At 64.9% G+C, this 22341-nt stretch carries 19 protein-coding genes; 7 read left to right on the top strand and 12 right to left on the bottom strand.

The window, feature by feature from the left end; genetic code table 11:
* Nucleotides 1-2 precede the first annotated feature (2 nt).
* Nucleotides 3-1040 (bottom strand): alpha/beta hydrolase, encoded by a 1038-nt coding sequence (locus tag RT614_RS20070; RefSeq protein ID WP_313623880.1) that lies wholly within the window; start codon nt 1038-1040, stop codon nt 3-5.
* Between the two features lie 219 nt (nt 1041-1259).
* Between RT614_RS20070 and RT614_RS20075 the strand changes: the two genes are divergently transcribed.
* On the top strand, nt 1260-2048 hold the full coding sequence (locus RT614_RS20075) for a hypothetical protein (RefSeq protein ID WP_313623881.1): 789 nt from the start codon (nt 1260-1262) through the stop codon (nt 2046-2048).
* A 57-nt stretch (nt 2049-2105) separates the two neighbouring features.
* Here the strand turns inward: RT614_RS20075 and RT614_RS20080 are convergent, their stop codons facing one another.
* From RT614_RS20080 to RT614_RS20100, 5 genes are read right to left on the bottom strand one after another with little or no spacing between them, the layout of a single operon-like run.
* Nucleotides 2106-3248: a mandelate racemase/muconate lactonizing enzyme family protein gene (locus RT614_RS20080; RefSeq protein ID WP_313623882.1), complete on the bottom strand. Its 1143-nt coding sequence runs from the start codon at nt 3246-3248 to the stop codon at nt 2106-2108.
* Nucleotides 3249-3268: 20 nt separating this feature from the next.
* Complete coding sequence (locus RT614_RS20085) at nt 3269-4216, bottom strand: NAD(P)-dependent oxidoreductase (protein WP_313623883.1); 948 nt, start codon at nt 4214-4216, stop codon at nt 3269-3271.
* A gap of 3 nt (nt 4217-4219) precedes the next feature.
* Nucleotides 4220-5104, bottom strand: coding sequence for a fumarylacetoacetate hydrolase family protein (locus RT614_RS20090; protein WP_313623884.1), 885 nt, complete (start codon nt 5102-5104; stop codon nt 4220-4222).
* A 3-nt stretch (nt 5105-5107) separates the two neighbouring features.
* Complete coding sequence (locus RT614_RS20095) at nt 5108-6250, bottom strand: mandelate racemase/muconate lactonizing enzyme family protein (RefSeq protein WP_313623885.1); 1143 nt, start codon at nt 6248-6250, stop codon at nt 5108-5110.
* A gap of 22 nt (nt 6251-6272) precedes the next feature.
* Nucleotides 6273-7244: a tripartite tricarboxylate transporter substrate binding protein gene (locus RT614_RS20100; RefSeq protein ID WP_313623886.1), complete on the bottom strand. Its 972-nt coding sequence runs from the start codon at nt 7242-7244 to the stop codon at nt 6273-6275.
* Nucleotides 7245-7427: 183 nt separating this feature from the next.
* Here RT614_RS20100 and RT614_RS20105 point away from each other — a divergent pair, with 183 nt between their 5' ends.
* Both RT614_RS20105 and RT614_RS20110 read left to right on the top strand, forming a co-directional pair.
* Entirely contained in the window at nt 7428-8156 is a 729-nt protein-coding gene (locus RT614_RS20105; RefSeq protein ID WP_313623887.1) for a GntR family transcriptional regulator, read from the top strand.
* Nucleotides 8157-8170: 14 nt separating this feature from the next.
* Complete coding sequence (locus tag RT614_RS20110; RefSeq protein WP_313623888.1) at nt 8171-9133, top strand: sigma-54 dependent transcriptional regulator; 963 nt, start codon at nt 8171-8173, stop codon at nt 9131-9133.
* A gap of 40 nt (nt 9134-9173) precedes the next feature.
* Here the strand turns inward: RT614_RS20110 and RT614_RS20115 are convergent, their stop codons facing one another.
* The 4 genes from RT614_RS20115 to RT614_RS20130 all read right to left on the bottom strand — a co-directional run bounded on the left by RT614_RS20115 (nt 9174) and on the right by RT614_RS20130 (nt 13132).
* The gene (locus RT614_RS20115) at nt 9174-10133 is read right to left on the bottom strand and encodes a tripartite tricarboxylate transporter substrate-binding protein (protein WP_313623889.1); all 960 of its coding nucleotides are present in this window, start codon (nt 10131-10133) and stop codon (nt 9174-9176) included.
* A gap of 58 nt (nt 10134-10191) precedes the next feature.
* The gene (locus tag RT614_RS20120) at nt 10192-10512 is read right to left on the bottom strand and encodes a DUF4387 domain-containing protein (protein WP_313623890.1); all 321 of its coding nucleotides are present in this window, start codon (nt 10510-10512) and stop codon (nt 10192-10194) included.
* A 4-nt stretch (nt 10513-10516) separates the two neighbouring features.
* Nucleotides 10517-11872 (bottom strand): acyclic terpene utilization AtuA family protein, encoded by a 1356-nt coding sequence (locus RT614_RS20125; RefSeq protein WP_313623891.1) that lies wholly within the window; start codon nt 11870-11872, stop codon nt 10517-10519.
* A gap of 249 nt (nt 11873-12121) precedes the next feature.
* Nucleotides 12122-13132 carry an MBL fold metallo-hydrolase gene (locus tag RT614_RS20130; protein WP_313623892.1) on the bottom strand — a complete coding sequence of 337 codons (1011 nt, stop codon included), beginning with the start codon at nt 13130-13132 and terminating at the stop codon, nt 12122-12124.
* A gap of 48 nt (nt 13133-13180) precedes the next feature.
* Between RT614_RS20130 and RT614_RS20135 the strand changes: the two genes are divergently transcribed.
* Nucleotides 13181-14110, top strand: coding sequence for a LysR family transcriptional regulator (locus RT614_RS20135; protein ID WP_313623893.1), 930 nt, complete (start codon nt 13181-13183; stop codon nt 14108-14110).
* A 147-nt stretch (nt 14111-14257) separates the two neighbouring features.
* The gene (locus tag RT614_RS20140) at nt 14258-17017 is read left to right on the top strand and encodes an MGH1-like glycoside hydrolase domain-containing protein (RefSeq protein ID WP_313623894.1); all 2760 of its coding nucleotides are present in this window, start codon (nt 14258-14260) and stop codon (nt 17015-17017) included.
* A 112-nt stretch (nt 17018-17129) separates the two neighbouring features.
* Here the strand turns inward: RT614_RS20140 and RT614_RS20145 are convergent, their stop codons facing one another.
* On the bottom strand, nt 17130-17585 hold the full coding sequence (locus RT614_RS20145; protein WP_313623895.1) for a fasciclin domain-containing protein: 456 nt from the start codon (nt 17583-17585) through the stop codon (nt 17130-17132).
* Between RT614_RS20145 and RT614_RS20150 the strand changes: the two genes are divergently transcribed.
* Together RT614_RS20150 and RT614_RS20155 are read left to right on the top strand one after the other, a co-directional pair.
* Nucleotides 17584-17709, top strand: a complete 126-nt coding sequence (locus RT614_RS20150; RefSeq protein ID WP_313623896.1) for a hypothetical protein — start codon at nt 17584-17586, stop codon at nt 17707-17709. The two genes, RT614_RS20145 and RT614_RS20150, sit on opposite strands and share 2 nt — an antisense overlap.
* 41 nt (nt 17710-17750) lie before the next feature.
* Nucleotides 17751-18713 carry a MerR family transcriptional regulator gene (locus tag RT614_RS20155; RefSeq protein WP_313623897.1) on the top strand — a complete coding sequence of 321 codons (963 nt, stop codon included), beginning with the start codon at nt 17751-17753 and terminating at the stop codon, nt 18711-18713.
* A 105-nt stretch (nt 18714-18818) separates the two neighbouring features.
* Here RT614_RS20155 and RT614_RS20160 read toward each other — a convergent pair whose 3' ends face one another.
* Nucleotides 18819-21857, bottom strand: coding sequence for an autotransporter outer membrane beta-barrel domain-containing protein (locus RT614_RS20160; RefSeq protein ID WP_313623898.1), 3039 nt, complete (start codon nt 21855-21857; stop codon nt 18819-18821).
* Nucleotides 21858-22341: the final 484 nt, after the last annotated feature.

Consider the following 22341-nt stretch of genomic DNA (forward strand, 5'->3'; position numbering starts at 1 on the left):
CCCTACAGGCGGGTGACGCGGATCACTGCGTCGGCGAACGCCTTGGGCGCTTCCTGCGGCAGGTTGTGACCCACACCGACGCCCACGTCGATGTGCTGATACTTGCTCGTGAATTGTCCGGCGTACGCGGCAGGAGGCGGATGCGGGGCGCCATTGGCGTCGCCTTCCATCGTGATGGACGGAATGCCGATCTTCGGCAATTGCGCCAGCCGCGCCTCGAGTTCGTCGTATTGCGCCTCGCCGCGCGCCAATCCCAACCGCCAGCGGTAGTTGTGCACCACGATGTCGACGTGGTCCGGATTGTCGAAGGCGCGCGCCGAACGCTGGTACGTAGCGTCGTCAAAGCGCCATTGCGGCGACGCCAGCTGCCAGATCAGTTTGTTGAAACTGTCGACGTTGGCCGCATAGCCGGCTGCGCCGCGTTCCGTGGCGAAGTAGAACTGATACCACCATTGCAGCTCGGCCTGCGGCGGCAGGGGTTTGCGGTTGCCTTCCTGGCTGCCGATCAGATAGCCGCTGACGGACACCAGTGCTTCGCAACGCTGCGGCCACAGCGCCGCCATGATGCAGGCCGTGCGCGCGCCCCAGTCGAATCCGGCGACCACCGCCTTGCCGATCTTCAACGCGTCCATCAGGGCAATCATGTCCACCGCCACGACGGCTTGTTCGCCGTTGCGCGGCGTGTCGGGCGACACGATCCGCGTGGTTCCATAGCCGCGCAGATAGGGCACGATGACGCGATAGCCGGCCGCGGTCAGGCGGGGCACGACATCGATGAAGCTGTGGATATCGTAGGGCCAGCCGTGAAGCAGGAGGGCGACGGGCCCATCGGCTGGACCGGCATCGACATAGCCCACGTCGAGCGTGCCGGCCCGTATCTGCCGGATGTTGCCGAACGCGGGCGCCCAGCCGCTCGCAGCGGAAGCCACGGACCGGGCGAACGCGTCGCCGCCCATCGCCAGGCCCAGCAGGCTTGCGCCCGCCAGGGAAGTCGTCGTGCCCAGCAGGCGGCGCCGCTGGACGTTTACCGGTTCGGACATAGTGATTCTCCAAGATGTCATGTTCAAGGGACAGGACTGCTGGACGTCACTGTGGCGCAAGCCGGGCGGCCTTGGGTGTCGGCGTGTACGCGCAGGGCGGCCGGATACACAAGGACATAAAAAAGCCGGAAGAACCCGGTTCGGGAGGCTGGAGGTGGCCGGACGAGGCCTTTACTATCAACGCTAGCCGGCTATTCCACAGCCCGGGGACGAAACTGCATGAGCCCTCAGACCGCAGCATCGAACGCCAATCCACACGCGCGCCGCGTGCTTCCGTGGACGATAGTGATCGTGGTGGCGCTGGGCCTCGCGCTGTACGGGCCGATCCCCCAGCTCGAGCACTACCACGACTTCGCCGACAAACGTTCGTGGCTGGGCATTCCCAACGCGGGCGACGTCCTGTCCAACCTTGGCTTCGCGGTCGTCGGCTGGTATGGCCTGGCGCTCGTGCTGCACTCGCGCCAGAACCCCGCGCTGGACGCCATCCGCCCGGGCTATACGGTGTTCTTCTTTGCCCTGGTGCTGACGGCCTTCGGTTCGGGCTGGTATCACCTGGTGCCCGACAACGCCCGATTGATCTGGGACCGCCTGCCCATCGCCCTGCTGTGCGCCGGCATCCTGTCCGCCGTCTGGCGCGAAACCGTGGGAGACGGACGCTGGGTCGACATTCTGTGGACCGTGCTGGCGGTGGCCAGCGTGGGCTGGTGGTGGTACACGGACAATTATTCGACCGGCGACCTTCGCCCCTACCTGTTCGTGCAGTTCATGCCGCTCTTGCTGGTTCCGCTGCTGCAATGGCGCAACGGCACGCCCGTGCGCGAGCGGCTGTATTTCGGTGCCGCCATCGCGTTCTACGTGCTGGCCAAGGCCGCCGAACTGCTGGACCACCAGGTGTTCCAGTACATCGCCTGGCTCAGCGGCCACACGATCAAGCACCTGTTTTCCATGTTGGCCGGCTTGATGGTCACGCTGAACTTCGCGCATCGCAAGCGCGAGGCGGGCGGCTGATGCCGCGGGCGCGCCGCGCGTCCGGCTGCAAAAGCCCGGCGCGCGGCGCGCCGCCCGTCACACGTAGCAGGGCCCTTCGATCAGCGGGTGCGCCGCGATGAACTTCTCGTCGATCGCAAGGCCGATGCCCGGGCCATCCAGCGGCCGCACGCAGCCCTCCGCGTCCAGCGTGTAGGGCAGCCGGTCGGCCATTTCATCCCGGAACGGGTTCAGCACCGTCACGTCGGCTTCAAAATAGCCCGGGTTGTCGACGCCGCACAGATAGTGGATGCTGGTCGCCATGTTGATGGCGGTGGCGGACGTGTGCGGATTGACGCTCAGCTTCAGCGCCGCCGCCATGCCCGCGATCCGCATCGCCTCGGTGACGCCGCCCGTCTTGGACAGATCAGGCTGGATGAAGGTCACATTCCCCGCCTGCAGCAGCGGGCCAAATTCATAGCGCGTGTAGTGGTTTTCGCCCGCTGCCAGCGGCACGCGGCCCAGCCGCGCCGCCCGCGCGTAGGCGTCGTGATCGTGGGCGGGAAACGGCTCTTCCAGCCAGCCCACGCCCTGCGCCTCGAAGGCCGGCATCACGCGGCGCACGTCGTCCAGGCTGTATCCCGTATTGGCGTCCACCAGGATGTCGATGTCATCGCCCGCCGCCTTGCGCACCGCCTCGACGCGCTCGATGTCCCGGCGCGGCGTGTCGCCCACGCGCAGCTTCAGCGCGCGGTAACCCAGTTCGAGCAGGCCGCGGGCCTCGTCAACCAGCTGGTCCGGCGGCTGCCAGCCCAGCGCGATGCCGCCGGCGTACGCCTTGATGGGCTTGCTGGAGCCGCCCAGCAGGCGATACAGCGGCCATTGCGTCACCTGCGAGCGTATGTCCCACAGCGCCAGATCCAGTCCGCTCAACGCCAGGGCGGCCGCGGCGCCCATGCCGTGGCTGGCGAATTGCATCTTCAGCACGCGGGCCGTCACGCCCACGTTATCCAGCGCATCCATGCCCACCACCAGTTCGCGCAGCGTGGTGTCGATCAGGCGCGCGATGGCGCCCGGGCAGCGGCCGTGATGGGCCTCGCCCCAGCCGGACACACCCTCGTCCGTGGTCACGCGCACCAGCACCGCATCGCGCTTGACGCTGCGGCCGATGCCCAGGCGCACGGACCGGTTCTCCGGCACGGGAAACGAGATAGGCACAGCCTTGATATCTACGATCTTCATGGAAGCTCCAGGACCAGGATTCAGATTGCGTTGACAGGATGAGAGGGAGGCTGGCCGCCCAGCATGCGCAGCATGTCGTCCACCGCGCCCGCGCTCATGCGGCGCATGCTGGTGGCGGTGCTGCCCGCCACATGAGGCGTCAGCAGCACGCGCGGCGCATTCCGGATCGCCGCGTCGGCGGGCAGGGGCTGGACGTCGTGCACATCCAGCGCGGCGCCGCCTAGCGCACCGCGCGCCAGCGCATCGGCCAGCGCCGCCGCATCCACCACCGGGCCGCGGGCCACGTTGATCAGGATCGCGGTGGGCTTGGCCAGCGCAAGCGCGTCCGCATCGATCAGGCCGCGTGTCTGGGGCGTCAGCGGGCAGCACAGGACGATGACATCGGACTCGCGCATCAGCGCATCCTTGTCCACCGCCTGCACGCCGGCGGGCAGCGTTTCAGGACGGCGCGTCAGTCCCACGGTGCGCATGCCCAACGCCTGGGCCAGCCCTGCCAGTCGCGCGCCGATCGTCCCGACACCGACGATGCCGCAGGTCGTGCCCCGCAGTTCGGTGCCGCCATCCGCCATCGCCCGCGCGGGCGCCCATCCTTGCCTGCGCAGGGCGGCGTCCATATCGGCCAGCCCGCGGCGCAGGTGCAGCATGGCGCCCAGGCAATACTCGACCACGGCAGTGGTGTTGGAGCCCGGCAGGTTGGCCACGGCGATGCCGCGTTCCGTGGCCCGGTCCACCGGAATCATGTCCAGCCCCACGCCGTGGCGCACCACGGCGCGCAGGCTTGGCGCATGCTCGAAGATGTCCTCGGGCAGATGATTCCGGACGATCAGGCCCTGCGCGTCGCGCACGACCGCGCGCAGCGCATCGGCGCTGCCGTCCGTCGCCACGCGCACTTCGCAGGCGGCCGCCAGCCTGGCGTGGGCGTCCGGATGAATGGAAGAGGTCAATGCAACGACAGGCAGGGAGGACATCGTTCAGCAATCCTTGATGACGGGGGTGTGCAAGGTGCCCAGGCCGGGCAGCGTGACGCGCATGACCGCGCCCGGCCGCAGCCAGGCGGGCGGATCATGCGACACGGCCACGCCGGCCGGGGTGCCGGTGGCGATGATGTCGCCCGGATCCAGCGGCATCTGGCGCGAGGCATGGGCGATCAGCGCGGGGATGTCGAACACCAGGTCGGCGGTGGTTCCCTGCTGGCGCAACACATCGTCCAGATGCAGCGTGATGGGCAGCGCATGCGGATCGGACAGCTCGTCGGGGGTGGCCAGCCACGGGCCCACCGGGCAGAACGTAGGCTGGTTCTTGCCCCGGACAAAGCCCTTGTCGGCCCGCACCATGTCCGTCGCGCTCACGTCGTTGACGATGACGTAGCCGGCCACGTAGTCCATTGCATCCTCGGGCGCCACGCGCAGCGCCGTCCGGCCGATGACCACGCCCAGCTCGGCCTCGTACGTCACGTTGCCGACCTCCGGATGCAGTCGCACGGCTTCGCCCGGCCCGATGACGGTACGGCCCGACTTGATGAAGAGGACAGGCTCGGCGGGCGGCTCCATGTTCCTCTCGCGCAGCGCATCGTGGAAATTGAACGCAGCCCCCACCACTTTGCCCGGCCGGGGCAAAGGCGCCGCCAGCCGCACCGACCCGACCGGCCGGCGCGTCGACGGCGGATAGTCGCTGCGCGCCAGCCGGTCCGCGATATCGGACAGGCCCATGCCGGTCCATTCGAGCAAGGTAGCCGGCAGGCCCCGCGCCCATTCCGGCGCATCGGCATGGCGAACGTCGACAACGTCGCCGCCATCCGCCGACAGGAACCCCGGGCGCAATTGACCGTCAGCGGTTTCGAACGTGACGAAGCGCATGGCTCAGGCGACCCGGTAGCGGTCAAGCACGTCGCGCTTGACCTCGATGCCCAGCCCCGCGCCTGTGGGAATCTGCACCACGCCGCGCCGCTGCACGATGGGTTCGACCGTCAGCAGATCACGGAACGGGTTCTCGCACTGCTCGAATTCCAGCAAGGGCGGCATCGGGCGGAAGCTGGGCGGCTGGTCGGGCAGGGCGGCCAGGAAGTGCAGGGTGGCCGCCAGCCCGATGGCCGAGCCCCAGGCGTGCGGCACGCATTCCACACCATGGGCGGCGGCCAGCGCCGCGATCTTGCGGCATTCGCTGATGCCGCCCGCGGCGCACACGTCCGGCTGGACGATGTCCATGGCCTTGCGCGCCACGATGTCGCGAAAGCCCCACCGCGTGAATTCGTTCTCGCCGCCGGCCACGGCCATGTCCAGCGCGCGCGTCACTTCGACATAGCCATCCAGGTCTTCGGGCGAGATGGGCTCTTCAAACCATTCCACATCCAGCTTTTCCAGCTCGCGCCCCAGGCGGATGGCCGCCGGCACGGTGAAGCAGTGGTTCGCGTCCACCATCAGGCGGACATCGCCGCCCACGGCCTCGCGCACCGCCCGCACCCGCTCCAGGTCCAGCTTCGGCGAGCCCAGGCCGATCTTCATCTTCACGGCGGTGAAGCCTTCGGCCACATAACCCTGGGCCTCTTCCACCGCCTCTTCGATCAACCGGTCCATGTCGATGAAGTACAGGCCCGTGGCGTACGACTGCACCTCGGTGCGATACGCGCCGCCGATGAGCTTGTGCACCGGCTTGCCGCAGGTCTTGCCGATGATGTCCCACAACGCGATGTCGATGCCGCTCAGGGCCGAGATCGCCATGCCCTTGTTGCCGTAGTCCTTGATCCGGTTGTAGAGGTCTTCCCAGATGACCTCTACGTCGAACGGGTCGCGGCCGATGATGCGCGGGGCGTATTGCGATTCGATGTAGGCGCGCGCCACCTGCGACGGGCCGTAGCATTCACCCCACCCGACGATGCCATCGGCGGTCTCGATCTCGACGATGCACGAGCCGCGCTGCTTGTACAGCCAGCCGCGCGATGACGTGAATGGCCGCTCGACCGGCGCGCTGACCACGTGGCAGGTGATTTTCTTTATCTGGCTCAACGTATTGCTCCTTGAAGTCGGATTACTTGGCGCTCACGAAGACTTTCTTCGCGACGTCGTTCAACGTGGTCTGGACGTTCGCGACTTCCTTGTCCAGCGCCTGGCCGGTCAGGTCGTCAACCAGGAAGCCGTTCTGCTCGGCAAAGGCCTTGAACTTGTCGCTGCCGATGGCCTTTTCGAAGATCTGGATCAGGCGCTTGCGCACGTCGTCCGGAATGCCGGCCGGCGCCACCACGTAGGCCATCTGCACCAGGGGACCGTACGGGAAGACGTCGTAACCCTTTTCCTTGAACGTCGGCACGTCGGGATACAGCGGCAGGCGCTCGTTGGCGAAGACGGCGATGGGCTTGACGTACTTCGCATCGATCTGCGCCTTGCTCTCCGAAGGCTTCAGCACCCCGGCGCTGATCTGCTTGCCGGACAGGTCGGCAATGACTCGCGAGCCGCCGGGGTAGGGCACGTTCACGTACTCGGCGCCGGCCGCGCGCGCGGTCATCTCCGCGAAGATGTGATTGAGGTTGTTGTTGCCGGGCGTGCCGATCGACACCTTGCCCGGGTTCTTCTTCATGTTCGTCAGAAACGCATCGAGCGTGTCCGGACCATCCGCCGGCACCAGCAGCATCAGCGGGTCGGTGGAAACGCGCGCGATGTGCGAGAACTGCTCATTGCGCAGCGGCGTGAGGTTCTGCGCAATCTGCGCCAGCGTGGAACTCGTCCCCATGCCGACCACGTAGCCGTCGCGCTCCGCGTTGGCCACCTTGGTCATCCCGATGGCGCCCGTGGCGCCCGGCGCGTTTTCCACCACCACGTTCACGCCCTGCTCGCTGATCAGCTGCTGCAGCATGCGCGCGGCGATGTCGTTGGAGCCCCCTGCGTTCCACGGCACGACGAAGCGGATCTCGCGAATGGGGTACGTCTTGTCCGCGGCTTGCGCCAGCGGGATGCTGCAGGCCAGGGCGGCGGCGCCCAGGATGAGCTTGGACAGAACGGACATTTTCGGTCTCCTCCGAAAGTCGCCTTGAGGACGCTTCGAAAACCGCCTCTCAGGGCCGTTTTGAGTAATTTTGCGGTACTCTATCATTCGTTATAACGAATAACAATGCCTATTTTGCCCTACGCCGCCGCTCGCAAATGCGAGAATGCGGGGTCAGCCGACCTGCCTTTAAAGGATGTTTTTGTGCCTGATTTTTCCGGTTCGCCCGGCGCTTCCGCCGACGCCCGCCCGGCCGTCCTGCGCCCGCTGGAGCGCGAAACGCTCTGGGACCGCGCCTATGCTGCGCTGCGGGAAGCGCTGCTGAACGGCCGCTATGCGCCCGGACACCGCATCGTGCTGCGCGAGGTCGCCGCTGAATTGGGCATCAGCCTTACGCCCGTGCGCGACGCCGTGAACCGCCTGATCGCGGAGCGCGTGCTTGAACGCGGCACCGGCGGCCAGGGCGGCGGCGCCACCGTGCCGCATCTGGACGCGAACGTCTTCCAGCAGTTGGTGATCATGCGCGCCGAGATCGAATCGCGCGCCGCATTTGAAGCAGTGGCGCATGCCACCGACGCGGATGTGCAGACGCTGCGCGCGCTGCATGCGGGCATGGCGCAGCTGATCGACGCCGAGCCGCGCCAGGGCTACCTGGACGTGCATCGCCGCTTTCATTTCCACCTGTACGCCCTGAGCGGGCTGGACGTCATCCAGGACAGCATCGAGACCCTGTGGCTGCGCTGCGGCCCGGTGCTGAACATGGTGTTGCGCGAATACGTGCCGCACCTGAAGGCGACGGACCATCACGCCGCCGCGGTCGAGGCGCTGGCCGCGCGCGATGCGCCGGGCGTTGCGCGGGCGATCCGCGACGACATCTCCGAAGCGGGCAAGTACATCCACGGCCTGCTGCTGCAAGACAAGGGAACGCACTGATTCCCCCGAAACCGATGACATCCCCTCTTGCCGAGACCATCGCAGGCGACCACGCCTCCATCGTCGCCTTGCGCGACCTCGTGCTGCGCGTCGCGCGCAGCCGCGCCAGTTCCGTGCTGATCTATGGTGAAACCGGCACCGGCAAGGGCCTGGTGGCGCGCGCGCTGCATGATCATTCCAGCCGCGCCGACAAAGGCTTCACCGAGATCAACTGCGCGGCAATTCCCGGCAACCTGCTGGAGTCGGAACTGTTCGGCCACGAGCGCGGCGCCTTTACGGGCGCGGTCTCACGCAAGGAAGGTTTGCTGGAAATCGCGCATGGCGGCAGCGTGTTCCTGGACGAGGTGCGTGAACTCGAACCCATGATGCAGGCCAAGATCCTCACGCTGCTGGACAGCCGGCGCTTTCGCCGCATCGGGGCGGTACGCGAGCTCTCCACCGACGTGCGCTTCATCGCCGCCACCAACAAGATCCTGCTGGGGGAAGTCAACGCCGGCCGTTTCCGCGACGACCTCTACTACAGGCTGCAAGTCGTATCGATCAACCTGCCGCCGTTGCGCGAACGCGGCGATGACGTCTTCGTGCTGGCCAAACGCTTCCTGGCGCGCTTCAACCGCACTCACGCCAGCGGCTTCACACGCATCGACCCCGCGGTCGAACAAGCCTTCAGGCGCTATGCCTGGCCGGGCAACGTGCGAGAACTCGGCAATCTGCTCGAGCGCATCTGCATCCTGGAATCGGGAGACACGATCGGCCTGGAACACCTGCCGGCGCGCATCGTGAGGGGCACGCCCGACGCGCAGCTGGGCGGATATGCGGAACGCACCAGCCGCTTCCAGCGCAGCATGATCGAGACCGCGTTGGTGGCCGCCGGCGGAAATGCCGGCCGCGCCGCCGAATCGCTGGGCCTGTCGCGCCATGCGCTGCGGCACCAGATGGCCAAGCTGGGACTGCTGGAAAGCGCCGATCAGGGTTGAGAGCGCCGGGCGGCATAGTGCGCCCCCGCAGCGCTCCCGCCTATTCCACGCTGATGTGATGGCTTTGCGCGACCTTGCGCCACTGCGCCAGGTCGTCCGCCACCCGACGCCCGAAATCCGCGCTGCTCAGCGCCTCAGGCACCGTGCCGTCCATGTCCAGCAGCGCCGTGGTTTCCTTGGATGTGGCGATGCGGTTGATGGCGTCGTTGTAGAGCGCGACCAGGTCTTGCGGCGTGCCGGCGGGCGCGAACACGCCTACCCAGATTTCGACGGCATAGCCCGGCAGCACGCTCGCCGCCGGCGGCAGCGCCGGAAAAGCGGCGTGCGCCCCCGGCGCCGTCGTGGCCACCAGCTTCACCTTGCCGCCCTGCACCAGCGGCGCCAACGAACTGTAGTTGGCCAGCATCACGTCGATCTGGCCGCCAGCCAGGTCGGACGCCGCGTTGGCCGCGCCCTTGTAGGGCACATGCGTCATCGCCACCTTCGCGGATTCGTTCATCATCACCGTGGCCAGATGCGCCAGCGATCCGATGCCCGCCGTGCCATAGTTCAGCGCGTCCGGCCTGGCGCGCGCGGCCTCCAGCACCCCGGGCAAGTCTGCATAGGGCTTGGCGCCCGACACCGCCAGCACCAGCGGACCCTGGCCCACCATCGCAACCGGCGCAAAGCTCTTCACCGGATCGTAGGGCATGCGCGGCTGCGTGGCCGCGGACGTCAGGAAGGTCGACGACGTCAGAAGCAGCGTTGCGCCATCCTTCGCGGATTTGGCCACGTATTCCGACCCGATCACGCCGGCCGCGCCCACGCGGTTTTCGACGATGACGATCGTCTTCAACCGCTCTGCCAGCTGCGGCGCAATGGCGCGCGCAATCGCGTCGTTGCTGGCGCCCGCGGAAAACGGCACCACGATCTTGATCTGCTTGGGCACCGCCGTCTGCGCGGACGCGGCGCCCGCCAGGACGCACGCCAGCAGCGCCGCCCCGCGTATCAGTGTTTTCATGTGTATTCCCCTTGTCTCATGGACCGGCCGCTTACCGGGTAGCGGCCGGTGGATCGGTTCACACGGTCACGGGCAGATCCAGCAGCGGCGCATACTGCTGCGCGCCGAAGATGTCGCCGTCGCCCGCCGACCCGCTGGGCCGAAGGCGGTAGATCGTGAACTTGATCGCCAGGCCCGGATCGTATTCCACAAAATCCGAAATGCGCTCCTCGCCGATGGCGTAAAGATCGGCCATGGCGCGGCGAGTCAGGGCGCGCGACCGCCGTACCGCGTCATAGGTGTCGCGGTCGCGAAAAATGATGTCGAACGTGATCTTGTTCACGCCGGCGTTCTTGCTGCGGATGGTCTTGGCGAGTTCGCTCAGTTTGCGGGTGCTCATGATCTCAGGCCTCGGTCATGTGGGTTTGGAACAGCTCGAACACATCGTCCACGGCGATCGTGTGGTTCAGCGTCCAGCGATAGGCGGCGCTGGCGCGCACCACCTCGTCCAACGGAAACGCCACCGATCCCGCCGTGCCCTTCACGTCGGGCAGGCGCGCATAGAACATCTGGCGCAGGCCGATCAACGTCAGTTCCTCGGCCATCTCGGCCGTCGGGGCCACGCCCTGCACCATCACGCACAGTTCGTGTCCCGGCTGGTTGCGCAAGGGCTCAAGATCGCCCATCACGCCATCGCGCCCATAGACCTTGTAGTGCAGCTCGTAGCCGTCGTCGCCGAAGCGCTCACGCACCTTCTCGCGCGCCCAGGCGATCACCCGGTCCACGTTCGCGATCGTGTAGGGATCGCGAATGCCGCACAGGCCGATGTAGCGTTCGCCGACCTTGCCCGAGCCCTCGAGTTTCACGGTGATCTTGTCGGCGGGCACGAAGCGCGATCCCGTGATGCGCGTGGTCTTCTCGCTGATCTGCTCGTAGTGGCACTCGCGCATGTCGAGCCGGCCGCCCGCGAAGAACTCGTCGTAGGGGTTGGAGCGCTCGTACATCGCATGCCCCGCCACGGATGCGATCGTGCAGCGTTGCTCGGGATGCATGGCCGTCACCTGCACATCCTCGTGGCTGATCTCGCCCAGCACGGTCTCCTTGCCGCCGTAAGGCTCGGCGCAGAACGACGCGCACTCCAGCACCTTGCCCAGGTAATACGCCTGGTCCGCCTTGAAACCATGGTGCAATGCCGGCGCCGCGAAGACCGCCGCGTCGGAACTGCGCCCGCCGATGATGACGTCCGCGCCCGCTTCCAGCAGTTTCAGGTAAGGCTGCACCCCGGCCACCGCCACGATGCGGTCCGTGGCGTCCAGCTCGGATTCCACCAGGTCGGCATACCCATCCAGGCCTGCGATGGCCGAACCCGCGCGAATACGGCCGCGCACGACCTCGCGATCCACTTCGGAATAGAAGTAGCCGATCTTGAAAGGCGCAAGGCCATGCTGCCTGGCCAGCTCCTTGATGATGCGGACATACAGGTCGACCCGGCTGTTCGATCCGGTATCGCCCGCCGACCCGATGATCATCGGCACACCCTGGGCGCGCGCGGCCAGCAGCATCTGCTCCAGGTCGTGACGCTGCCAGGCTTCAGGGCTGGTGGAAGTGTCGGAGCCCAGCGGCACGGGCCCCACGTCGTCGCTGCCAGAATCGGCGGCGATGTAGTCGGGCTGCGCACGCACGCCGATCTGGAAACTTTCGGTACGCAGGGGCGCGAAGCCCAGGTGTCCATTCGGACAAATAATTCTCAAGGAGCGCATCTGTCTGACTCTGGTGAAGGTGATACAAGGCCACGCGGTCCGTGGCCCTGAGATCAATGCAAACACCGTGCCAGTTTTCACGCTGCCGGAAAACGCATGCAAATCAAGACGTTGCAGCCTCTTTCCGGATCATGGCCGATCGAATTTGCGTGCATTTCACGCAAGATGCGTGTATTTCACGCGCAATTCGGACGCTCTCAAGGTTCGGACGCTATCAAGCATTAGTCGCCCCTCCGGCTTGGATGCCGATCACGGCGTGGCGGACGTGAACTGGGTGGTGTAGCTGACGGGCTCCCAACGGAACGACTCCCCGGTCTTGATCAAGCGGCCGATTCCGGGGAACGACAGGTGCGACGCCGCGATCAGCTCACCGCTGCGAGCCGCATCGCTGAAGAACTTCAGGCGGGTTGCCGCCGCCGCCTTCTCGTCCATGTCGAACGCGATCGTTACCTGCGGATTCTGGAGCTGAACGGCGCCGACGTGGATAAGGTCCCCGATCACCAGCATGCGTTGGCCCTGGCTTTCCACCGCGTAGACGGTATGGCCCACGGTATGGCCATGCGCCGTGATCGCGCTGATTCCAGGCAATAGCTGGGCTCCCGCGCGAAACGGTGCGATCCTGCCCGCGTCCGCATACGGCGTCAGCGACGCGATGGCACCCTCGAAGAAACCGCGCGCCATTTCCTGCGCCTTGCCCATCCGCTCCGGCGACATCCAGTAGCTCGCCTCGTCCTGCTCAATGCGAATAATGGCGTTGGCAAACACCCTCTTGCCTCCCGCCGTCAACCCGCCGACGTGATCAGGATGCGCATGGGTCAGCAGAATCTCGTCCACCTGCTCGGGCTGGTAACCCGCGGCGCGAAGGCTGGCCTCGAGCTTGCCCAGCTCCGGCCCCATCAGGCTGCCAGTCCCCGTGTCGATCAGCACGAGCTTGGCCCCGGTATTGACCAGATAGGCGTTGATGGATGTTTCCACCGGACTGTTTTGGTGATGTTCCCGCAGGTGCCGGGCGACATCGCTCGCCGGGGCGTGCAACAACGCCTCCGCGGGCAGGTCCACGGTGCCGTCACTCAATGCGGTAATTTCGAAAGCGCCGAGCATCATGCGGTAGAACCCTGGCGCCTGGGTCTTTACCATCGGCGCAGCCGCCTGGACAGGTAGCGGCTGGGCGAAGCCGGCGGTGCCAAGTGCAATCACAAGCGCGGCCTGCAAGGAACGGGAACGGAGTTTCATGATCATTGTCGTGGTGGTTTGATTCAATGGGCTTCCATGATTCAATAGGACGACCCATCACGCAAATCGAATGAAATGATCGAAAATATCAGGGAAAATGATTTACGCGGCGTCGACCTGAATCTGCTGGTGACGCTGCTGGTGCTGCTGCGCGAAAGAAGCGTGTCCAAGGCAGCGGAATGCCTCCATCTGGGCCAGCCGGCGGTCAGCGGCGCGCTGGCGCGTCTGCGCGAGTTGTTCAAGGACGATCTGCTGATCCGAGCCCCCGGCAGCATGCGGCCCACCCCCCGTGCGCTGGAATTGCAGTCGCAATTGATGCCCCTGCTGGCAGAAGTGCAATCGGTCGTACTGCAAAGGCCCCAGTTCGACGCATCAACGAGCGAGCACCGCTTCACTATCGGCGTGATGGATTGGGTGAACGCCTGGCTGCTGCCGGGTTTGCTGGCCAGGCTTGCATCAGCGGCTCCGCATGTGCGACTGGCCGTGCTGGCGACGGATCGTTTCCGCGTCACGGACATGCTGCAGCGGGAAGAAATCGACCTTGCCATCGGCCCGTTTTCAGGAGGTCCGAACTGGCAACGCGCGGAGGTCCTGGCGACGGTGCCATACAGCTGCGTTGCGCGCCCCGACGTTATTGGGAAGGCGGGGAAACTGACGTTGAAGCAATTCGCGGCGCTCCCCCAGGTGATGGTCACCTACCGCGGCGCCTCGCGTGGCATCGTCGACGAGGCGCTGGCCTTGCGCAGCCTCCAGCGACGCATTGTCTGCACCGTGCCCAGCTTTGCATCCGTGCCTCCCGTATTGAAAGCGATGCCGGCGGTCGCCACCGTGCCCAAGGTGCTGGCCGACTCATGGCGCCGCGAGCACGGTCTGGCGGCGCTGGAGTTGCCGATCGCCCTGCCGGCGAACCACGTCGTGATGGTCAGGCACCAAAGCCGCGACAACGATCCGACCGTGCGGTGGCTTGGTGATGTCATTCGGTCGATTTCGCAATCGGGGGATTGAGCGGCGACGCGCGCGCCCCTGGCGCTTCCTGGGCGGCACGACCCTGTAACCTTGCTCGAATCGCCGGACGGCCCGGATGTCGGTCTCTCCCTTTGCATATTGACCTCAAAGAGCGAATATTGATTGTGCGGACTTCGGAGAGATCCCATGCGCCATCAAGGAGAAAAGCAACGGCTTGCCGAAGCACAGTCGAAGCATGCCGCCTGGAAAAAATGGGGTCCTTACCTGAGCGAACGCCAGTGGGGGACGGTCCGGGAAGACTATAGCGAGCACGGCGACGCCTGGAATTACTTCACGCATGACCAAGCGCGATCACGCGCCTACCGCTGGGGAGAGGACGGTCTGGGCGGCATCAGCGACGACCACCAAGTGCTGTGTTTTGCGTTGGCGCTCTGGAACGGGTGCGATCCGATTCTGAAAGAGCGCGCCTTCGGCTTGGCGAACAACGAGGGCAATCACGGTGAAGACGTGAAGGAGCACTACTTCTATCTCGACTCGACGCCCACGCATTCGTACATGAAGTATTTGTACAAGTATCCGCAAGTCGCCTATCCCTATGCAGACCTCGTCGAGACCAATCGCAGCCGCGGCAGAGGCGAACCCGAGTACGAACTGCTGGACACCGGGGTATTTGACGACAACCGCTATTTCGACGTTTTTGTTGAATACGCCAAAGCGGCCCCCGAAGACTTGCTGGTGCGGATCAGCGTATTCAATCGTGGGGATCGCGCTGCACCCTTGCACCTGTTGCCGACCTTGTGGTTCAGAAACACATGGTCGTACGCGGAGGGTGGCTCGAAGCCCCTTGTCGAAAGCGCGGGAATAAATGGCCAGGCCACGATTCACGCGCATCAGGACGGCACACTGCTTCAGCAACCGCTGGGTGACTACTATCTCTACTGCGACGCCGACGTCCCGCTGTTGTTCACCGAGAACGAGACCAACAACGCCCGGCTGTTCGGCACGGCCAACGCGTCGCCCTACACGAAGGACGGCATCAATGATTTCATCGTCCGGGGCGACGCCGCCGCGGTGAATCCGGCCAGGACAGGAACCAAGGCGGCATGTCATTACCAGCTTGATGTCGGCGGCGGCGATAACAAGGTCGTCCGGCTGCGCCTGACGACCCGCCCTCCCGGCGAAGCGTTGGCGCCATTCGACGGCTTCGATAACGTTTTCGCGGACCGGCTGATGGAGGCAGACGATTTCTATACGTCGATCACACCGCTCGCCATTCGCGACGATCGCGACCGGTCGAATGTCATGCGGCAGGCCCTGGCCGGAATGCTCTGGTCCAAGCAGTACTTCTATTATGACCTCGACCTATGGCTCGAAGAACACGGCGCGGGCGCCAACCTGCCGCTACGAGAGCGCCGTCGCGTACGCAACAGCGAATGGGCCCATATGTTCAACGACGACATCATCTCGATGCCGGACAAATGGGAGTACCCCTGGTACGCCGCTTGGGACCTGGCGTTTCATATCGTTCCGTTGAGCGCGGTTGACCCGGACTTTGCCAAGCAGCAACTCGACGTGATGCTGCGCAATGACTACCTGCATCCCAACGGCCAGCTTCCCGCCTACGAGTGGAACTTCAGCGATGTGAATCCGCCGGTGCATGCCTGGGCGACGATGCAACTCTACGTTCTCGACAAGGAAGGCCGCGACGGGCGCGGAGACATCGAATTCCTCAAATATGCGTTCTCCAAGTTGTTGGTGAACTTCACATGGTGGGTCAACCGCAAGGACCGGGCCGGCGCCAATGTTTTTGATGGGGGCTTTCTCGGTCTCGACAATATCGGAGTGTTCGACCGTTCTTCCCCCCTGCCCACGGGCGGATATCTTGATCAGGCCGACGGCACGGCCTGGATGGTGTTTTTCAGCCAGCAGATGCTGCGCATCGCCGTCGAACTCGCGCTGCACGAACCGCTCTATGAAGAGTTCGTCGAGAAATTCTTCCAGCACACGTTGCTGATCGCAGGCGCGCTGGACCGTGTCGGCGAACACGAGGACGAAGCCTGGGACGAGGAAGATGGATTCTTTTATGACGTGCTCCGCTTGCCGGACGGCAGCGCCAAGCGTCTGAAGGTGCGTTCGATCGTCGGTCTGCTGCCGCTTGCCGCCGTCGCCGTTTTTGAAGATGACATACTCGCCAAACTGCCGAATTTCCGGGCTCGCGCCCGGCTATTCCTGGAACGCCACGGCGAGCTTGCGGCCAACACCCACCTGCCTCAACAACCCGGCATCGTCAATCGTCGCATGCTGGCCACCGCCAACGATTTCAAGATTCGACGCATCCTGGCGCGCATGCTGGACGAGGACGAATTCTTCGGACCCTATGGCATCCGTGCGCTGTCGCGTTTCCACCTTGCGCATCCTTATGTTTTTCACCATGCGGGGCAAGAGCATCGAGTGACCTACGTGCCCGGCGAATCCGATACCGGCATGTTTGGCGGAAATTCCAATTGGCGCGGGCCTGTCTGGATGCCGATCAACTTTCTTCTCTATTCGTCGCTGATCCAGCTGTACACGTACTTCGGCGACGGCTTCAAGATTGAATGTCCGACCCGCTCGGGAAACCTGATGTCGCTGCTGGAAGTTGCCCGGGAATTGGGAGACCGCCTGTCCCGGATCTTCCTTCGCGATGGCGATGGCCGCCGACCGTCGAACGGTCCAGAGCAAGCGGTATGGCTGGATCCGCACTGGCGCGATCTGGTGCTGTTCCACGAGTATTTCCATGGCGACACGGGCGCTGGCGTGGGCGCCAGCCATCAGACCGGCTGGACAGGCTGCATCGCGCGCATTCTTCAGATCAATGCCGTGATGTCAAAAGATCTGCTGCTCATGCCGGGCGCCGAGGCCGCGGCCATGCGAGCGCTGCGAGAGCATCCCACCGACGCCAACTGAATTTCGGGAGCTTGCCATGCAGAGCGACAGTTCCGACCTGAATGTACCAGCGAAAAAAGGATAGGCCACCGACCGCAGTGGCCTATCAAGGCCGGACTTCATCAGCGCCCGCCTACTTCGGCATGAGCACGGTATCGATGACATGGATGACGCCGTTGTCCGCAACGACGTCGGTCTTCACGACCTTGGCGTTATCCACCATGACTGTCCCGCCGTTCACCTTCACGGTCAGCGAACTGCCCTCGACGGTCTTTACAGGACCTGCCTTGACGTCCTTTGCCATGACCTTGCCCGGCACGACGTGGTAAGTCAGCACCTTGGTCAGCGCCGCCTTGTCTTTCAGCAGCGCATCGAGCTTGTCCTTCGGCACCTTGGCGAAGGCTTCGTCGGTCGGCGCGAAAACCGTGTAGGGGCCGGGCCCCTTCAACGTGTCCACCAGGCCGGCCGCCTGCACGGCGGTAACCAGGGTATTGAACGACCCCGCCGATTTGGCGGTATCCACGATGTCGGCGGCCTGGGCCGTGCCCAGCGCCAGGGCGAACGAAATTCCTGCCAGAAGACGTTTCATGATTGACTCCTTGTCCAATCAACATCCCGCAATGGCGGGATTCCCAGAAGCGGCGTTAAACAGGAAAATTGAACCGCTTGAAATCAAAATCTACGCCGCAGCTATCGCCTCGTCCATGTCTTGAACCGACAACATCGGTTCAATACCGGGTCATAAGGAAATGCCATGGAATCCAAGGATCTTGTCTCCGATGACGGCCGCATCACCTACCGCAGCGGCGTGGCCGCGCGCCTGGCAGGGCTTTCCCCAGAAACCCTGCGCGTCTGGGAGCGGCGCTACAACCTTTCCAACGTCGAACGCTCCGCGCGTGGCCAGCGGCTGTACTCCGCGGAACAGGTCCGCCGGCTGAGCCTGCTCAAGCAACTCGTCGATCAAGGCCACGCGATCGGCGTGCTGGCGCCCATGTCCGTCGACCGGTTGCAAGAACTGGCCGGCGCGGCGGCGGGGCGGCCGAAGGCGGCGGGACCGCTGAAAGTGGGCGTGGTCGGGGCAAATTTGGCCAGGCGCATTGCCGCCAGCAACCGCGACGGATCGGACCTGGTCGTGCAACACAGCTGGTCCCACCTCGATCAGGTCGCGCTCACGTCGCCGCTCGCTGACGTCGAAGTGCTGGTGATCGAACTGTCCGAGCTGCATGACAGCGCATTGCCGCTGATCCTGTCAGCCGCGCGGGCTTGCGACGGCGCCGCCGTCGTCGTCCTTTACCGATTCTGCGCCAGCGCGACGATCCGCGCCCTGCGCGCGCATGCGTGTCTGGCCGCTCGCGTTCCCGCGGACGTCGGCGAACTGCTGTCGTTGTGCCGCTCGGCGCTGGCAGGCGACCGGCTGCCGCCCGCGCCGCCATTGCCCACATCCGACTTACGCTTCGACGAAGACGCGCTCTTTAACATCATGGCGTCCGGCAGCGGACTGGCGTGCGAATGCCCCAAGCACCTGGCCGACCTGCTGCTGATGGTGGGAAGTTTCGAACGCTACAGCGCGCAGTGCGCATCCCGCAACGAGGACGACGCACAACTGCACAACGAGTTGGGACGCGCCGCCGGGCAGGCGCGCGTCATCCTGGAAGCCGCGATGGAAAGATTGGCAAGAGCAGATGGTCTGCCCCTGCCTCCCGGCCTCATCAAATGAACTGCCCCTTACGGCGCACGGTTGACGCGTAAGGGGCAGGAGAGCGCGGCAGCGCCTGGAATCGCGCCCCCGCAGGGCGTTCATCCGGGCACGCGCCATGCAGACTTAGAAGCGCGTCATCAACTTGAACATGCCCGCCTGCTGGCGGTTGCCGCCCCCAAACTGCGCGTCATACGCAACGCCAGCCGTCGTGTTGCGCGTGATCGACACTTCGGCGCCCAGTCCCAGCACCGCCGCATCGCGCGCGATGGGAACGCCCGACACCGTGAAGGTGCTGCCGCCCTCGAAGGCCAGCTTCTGCGCAGGCTTCACATCGCCCATCGCATGGCGCCAGCCCAGCGTCGCGGTCAGGCGGCCGGGAGCATCGTCGGTACCGATCAGCATGGCGCCGCGCAGGCCCAGCGTGGTGCTCGTCACGTCATCCGTGCTGCCTTCGCCGTGCAAGGCCGCCGTGCCGCCCGACTCCTGGAAGTCGCGCGTGCGGACCTGGTTCCAGGCCACGCCGGCAAACGGTTCGATGGCGTAAGCGTCGCCCAGCGGAAGCTTGTAGCCCAGTTCGGTGAACACTTGAGTCGACGAGGCGTTGTAGGACGACTCGAGGCGCTGGTTCAGGCTGCCGATCGCGATGTTGCGCTTGGAGTCGATCTCGTGCCACGTGTAGGCCGCACCCGCCATGAAGCGGAAGTGCCCCGGACCGGCTTCGAAGTTCTTGCCGCCGAAGACCGTCGCGGTGTAGCTGTCGACGCTCATGCGCGACGACACATCGTCCACCGAGTTGTGGCTGCCGGTGTAGCCGACCGCGCCACCCAGGCGCCAGCCGCCGCCCACGGCGCCGTCGCCGCCGACGAAGAGTCCACCAGCCGATTGGCGCACGGTCGATGCGTTGCCGTCACCGCTCAGCGTGCTCCAGTTGCCGAACGCCTGCGCCCAGATCGGCGAAGCGCCGCTCTGCGGCAACGCATCGGACGAGGACGCACCCAGCTGGGCCGTCGGACGCCCGGCGCGCGCGGGCGCATCCAGGTTGCCGCGCAAGTGCGAGAACGGCAGCGTGCGCACCGCGTCGCCCTGGCCCTGCAACACGCTGCCCGTGCTGGCGTATGCCTCGCCGGAAAGCTGCTTCAAGGCGGCGCGCGCCTGGTCCGGCGTCATGGTCAGGACCGCCGCCGTCACCTGGCTGGCGCCCGTCGTCTTGCCGGCCCCATTGCCGCTGGCGACGATCGAAGAATTGCTCCCGGTCGGTGCGGTGTCGGCGTTGGCGTCGGCCGCAGCGCTGCCGGTCGTGCCGTTGGCCGTGGAGGTGGAACCGTTGCTGGTTGACGTCGAGGTCGAGCCGTTGCCCGCCGCGGTCGAACCATTACCCGTCGACGTCGAACCGTTGCCTGCCGAGGTCGAGCCGTTATCGGTCGACGTCGAGCCGTTGCCCGTCGAAGCCGAGCCACTGCCCGTCGAAGCCGAACCACTGCCGGCCGAAGACGATCCATTGCCGGCCGAGGACGATCCGTTACCGGCCGAGGACGAACCATTGCCGGCCACGGGCGGATCTTCCTGGTCCAGCGCATTGCCCACGTTGGTCTGGTTGTCGGAGCCGCCCACGCTGCCGATCGGCACGTCATTGCGAGTGAGCGTCATGAACGCATTCTTCGCGTCGTAGCTGAGCGTCGGCGTCAGGAACGCATACGCGCTCGACGCGCCGGTGAACTGGCCCTGGACGCCGCCGTCGGCGGTCAGGATGTTGTACGTCGTGCGCGGCGCGTAGTTGCCATTGGGACCCACATGCGCGACGGTGCCATCCAGTGTCGCGACGCCAGTCACATGGATGCGGTCGCTGGTGCTGCTGGTGGGATCGGCATGCACGCGATAGATCGTGTCCTGGCCGAAGCTGAGATTGCCGTTGACGGTAAGCGTGCCCATTGGCGTGCCATCGTTACCCGGGGAAATGACGGCAGTGGGATACAGCGTCGTGCTGCCCACTTGTCCAACACCCGCCAGCACCACCTCGCGGCCGATATCCATCGGACCGTTCAGCTTGCCGTTGATTTCCAGTGCGCCGTCCGCGATGAAGATGGGACCGCTCAGGTTGCTGCTGTCCGCGTTCAGGATCACCGATCCGACGCCGGTCTTCACGAAGCCTTGCGTGCCTTCCAAGGGGTTGTCGATGACCTCGACGAACTTGCCCGCCGCATACGTGCCGTCGCCGACGACGATCACGGGCGGGTTGCCGCCAGCGCCAACCAGCGTGATGGGCGCGCCTTGCAGGCGGTACCGGTCGGTGGCGAACTGCAGGCCCGACACGCGCACGGGACCGGCACTGCCGTCGACCGTCACCGTTCCCGCCGCGCCCGTGAAGATCGCGTAGCCGCCATCGGGCAGGGCGCCTGTGGCGTTGGTCGGGCTGTTCCAGTTGCCGCTCGCCGCGGTCCACGTGCCGTCGCCGCCGCCCGCTCGCGCGGCGGACGCCACGCCATTGCCGTTCCACAGGTTGGTCGTGCTGGGCCCCAGGACCAGGTTGATGTGCTTGTCGTCCGTCAGCGTCTGGATCGTCGCCGCGGGCGTCGAGTCGCCGGAGACCGTGCCCAACGTCAAGCCATTGCCGCTCAACGAGCCGCCGTAGGACATGATGCGGTAGAAGCCGGCGTTCGCGCCCACCGTGCTCACCTTCACGTTCAACGTCGTGTTGTTGAGCGCGACGTTGCCGCCGACGGCGATGTTGTCGCCGGTGCCAGGCTGCGTGATGGGCGGTCCGGCGTAGCCGGTCTCGAAGTCGTACACGGCGTTGTTCATCGACAGGTTGCCGTTGACCACGAGATTGCCGTTGGAGACCCCGGTCGGCGTATCGATCCAGTATCCGGGCGCCACTCGCGCACCCGACACGTTCAGGTCGCCATTGATCGAGCCGAAGCCCGCGACGGTTCCGTTCGACGTCGCGTTGACGTTCCCGCCAATCGCGACCCCGGCGCCGCCGCCATTGCCACCAATCACCACCGTGCCGCCGTTGACGTCGACGCCACCGGGGAAGTTGGCCGATCCGTCGAATACCTGCGTATTACCCGTCCCGACAGTCAGGTCCGCTGCCGTGACGCTGCCGCCGTAGGACGCGCTCAGCGCGAGCGTCGCCGTCAGCCACTTCTTCGTGTTATTTGCCAAAACGTGATTCCTCCGAATCTCAATCGAGCTTCCTTTTCACGCATTACTGACCTGTATAAAAAGTATCGGTAAGTAATAATGCAGCTTGCGTGAATTTAGGGTCGGCTCGCGAAAAAAGGAGGCAATGTATAACGGTTTTTTTGCGTCACCAATAATAAACGGGGATATATCCGATTAATTATTCAAATAGGTCTACGGCATACATCCTATATTGGTAGAAACGTCCGAAGACTTACTAAACCTATTATGTATATCGACGTGTCGGATACCATCCAACCCCCTGGAAAACGCGGTTTCGGATACCGGCCAAGGTCTTTTGGCGGCTTATCGCAATTGCGAATTTTTCCAACGTCTTCGAAATATATGGAAACGACCTAGACCTGCGGCAAACACGTAAAGCCACTTTCGTAAATATTAATTACGTCGCCTTGGTGGCCCTTTCAGGGAAACGCGCGGTGTCCTGCCACGAATCCCGGCGAAAGAG

The sequence above is a fragment of the Achromobacter sp. genome (genome assembly GCF_032102605.1).
Lineage (GTDB): Bacteria > Pseudomonadota > Gammaproteobacteria > Burkholderiales > Burkholderiaceae_B > Achromobacter.

Bases quoted from the DNA above. Each gene is read 5' to 3' on its own strand.
- RT614_RS20070 (WP_313623880.1), bottom strand. From the start codon at position 1,040: ATGTCCGAACCGGTAAACGTCCAGCGGCGCCGCCTGCTGGGCACGACG.
- RT614_RS20075 (WP_313623881.1), top strand. From the start codon at position 1,260: ATGAGCCCTCAGACCGCAGCATCGAACGCCAATCCACACGCGCGCCGC.
- RT614_RS20080 (WP_313623882.1), bottom strand. From the start codon at position 3,248: ATGAAGATCGTAGATATCAAGGCTGTGCCTATCTCGTTTCCCGTGCCG.
- RT614_RS20085 (WP_313623883.1), bottom strand. From the start codon at position 4,216: ATGTCCTCCCTGCCTGTCGTTGCATTGACCTCTTCCATTCATCCGGAC.
- RT614_RS20090 (WP_313623884.1), bottom strand. From the start codon at position 5,104: ATGCGCTTCGTCACGTTCGAAACCGCTGACGGTCAATTGCGCCCGGGG.
- RT614_RS20100 (WP_313623886.1), bottom strand. From the start codon at position 7,244: ATGTCCGTTCTGTCCAAGCTCATCCTGGGCGCCGCCGCCCTGGCCTGC.
- RT614_RS20110 (WP_313623888.1), top strand. From the start codon at position 8,171: ATGACATCCCCTCTTGCCGAGACCATCGCAGGCGACCACGCCTCCATC.
- RT614_RS20115 (WP_313623889.1), bottom strand. From the start codon at position 10,133: ATGAAAACACTGATACGCGGGGCGGCGCTGCTGGCGTGCGTCCTGGCG.
- RT614_RS20120 (WP_313623890.1), bottom strand. From the start codon at position 10,512: ATGAGCACCCGCAAACTGAGCGAACTCGCCAAGACCATCCGCAGCAAG.
- RT614_RS20125 (WP_313623891.1), bottom strand. From the start codon at position 11,872: ATGCGCTCCTTGAGAATTATTTGTCCGAATGGACACCTGGGCTTCGCG.
- RT614_RS20135 (WP_313623893.1), top strand. From the start codon at position 13,181: ATGATCGAAAATATCAGGGAAAATGATTTACGCGGCGTCGACCTGAAT.
- RT614_RS20140 (WP_313623894.1), top strand. From the start codon at position 14,258: ATGCGCCATCAAGGAGAAAAGCAACGGCTTGCCGAAGCACAGTCGAAG.
- RT614_RS20150 (WP_313623896.1), top strand. From the start codon at position 17,584: ATGATTGACTCCTTGTCCAATCAACATCCCGCAATGGCGGGATTCCCA.
- RT614_RS20145 (WP_313623895.1), bottom strand. From the start codon at position 17,585: ATGAAACGTCTTCTGGCAGGAATTTCGTTCGCCCTGGCGCTGGGCACG.
- RT614_RS20155 (WP_313623897.1), top strand. From the start codon at position 17,751: ATGGAATCCAAGGATCTTGTCTCCGATGACGGCCGCATCACCTACCGC.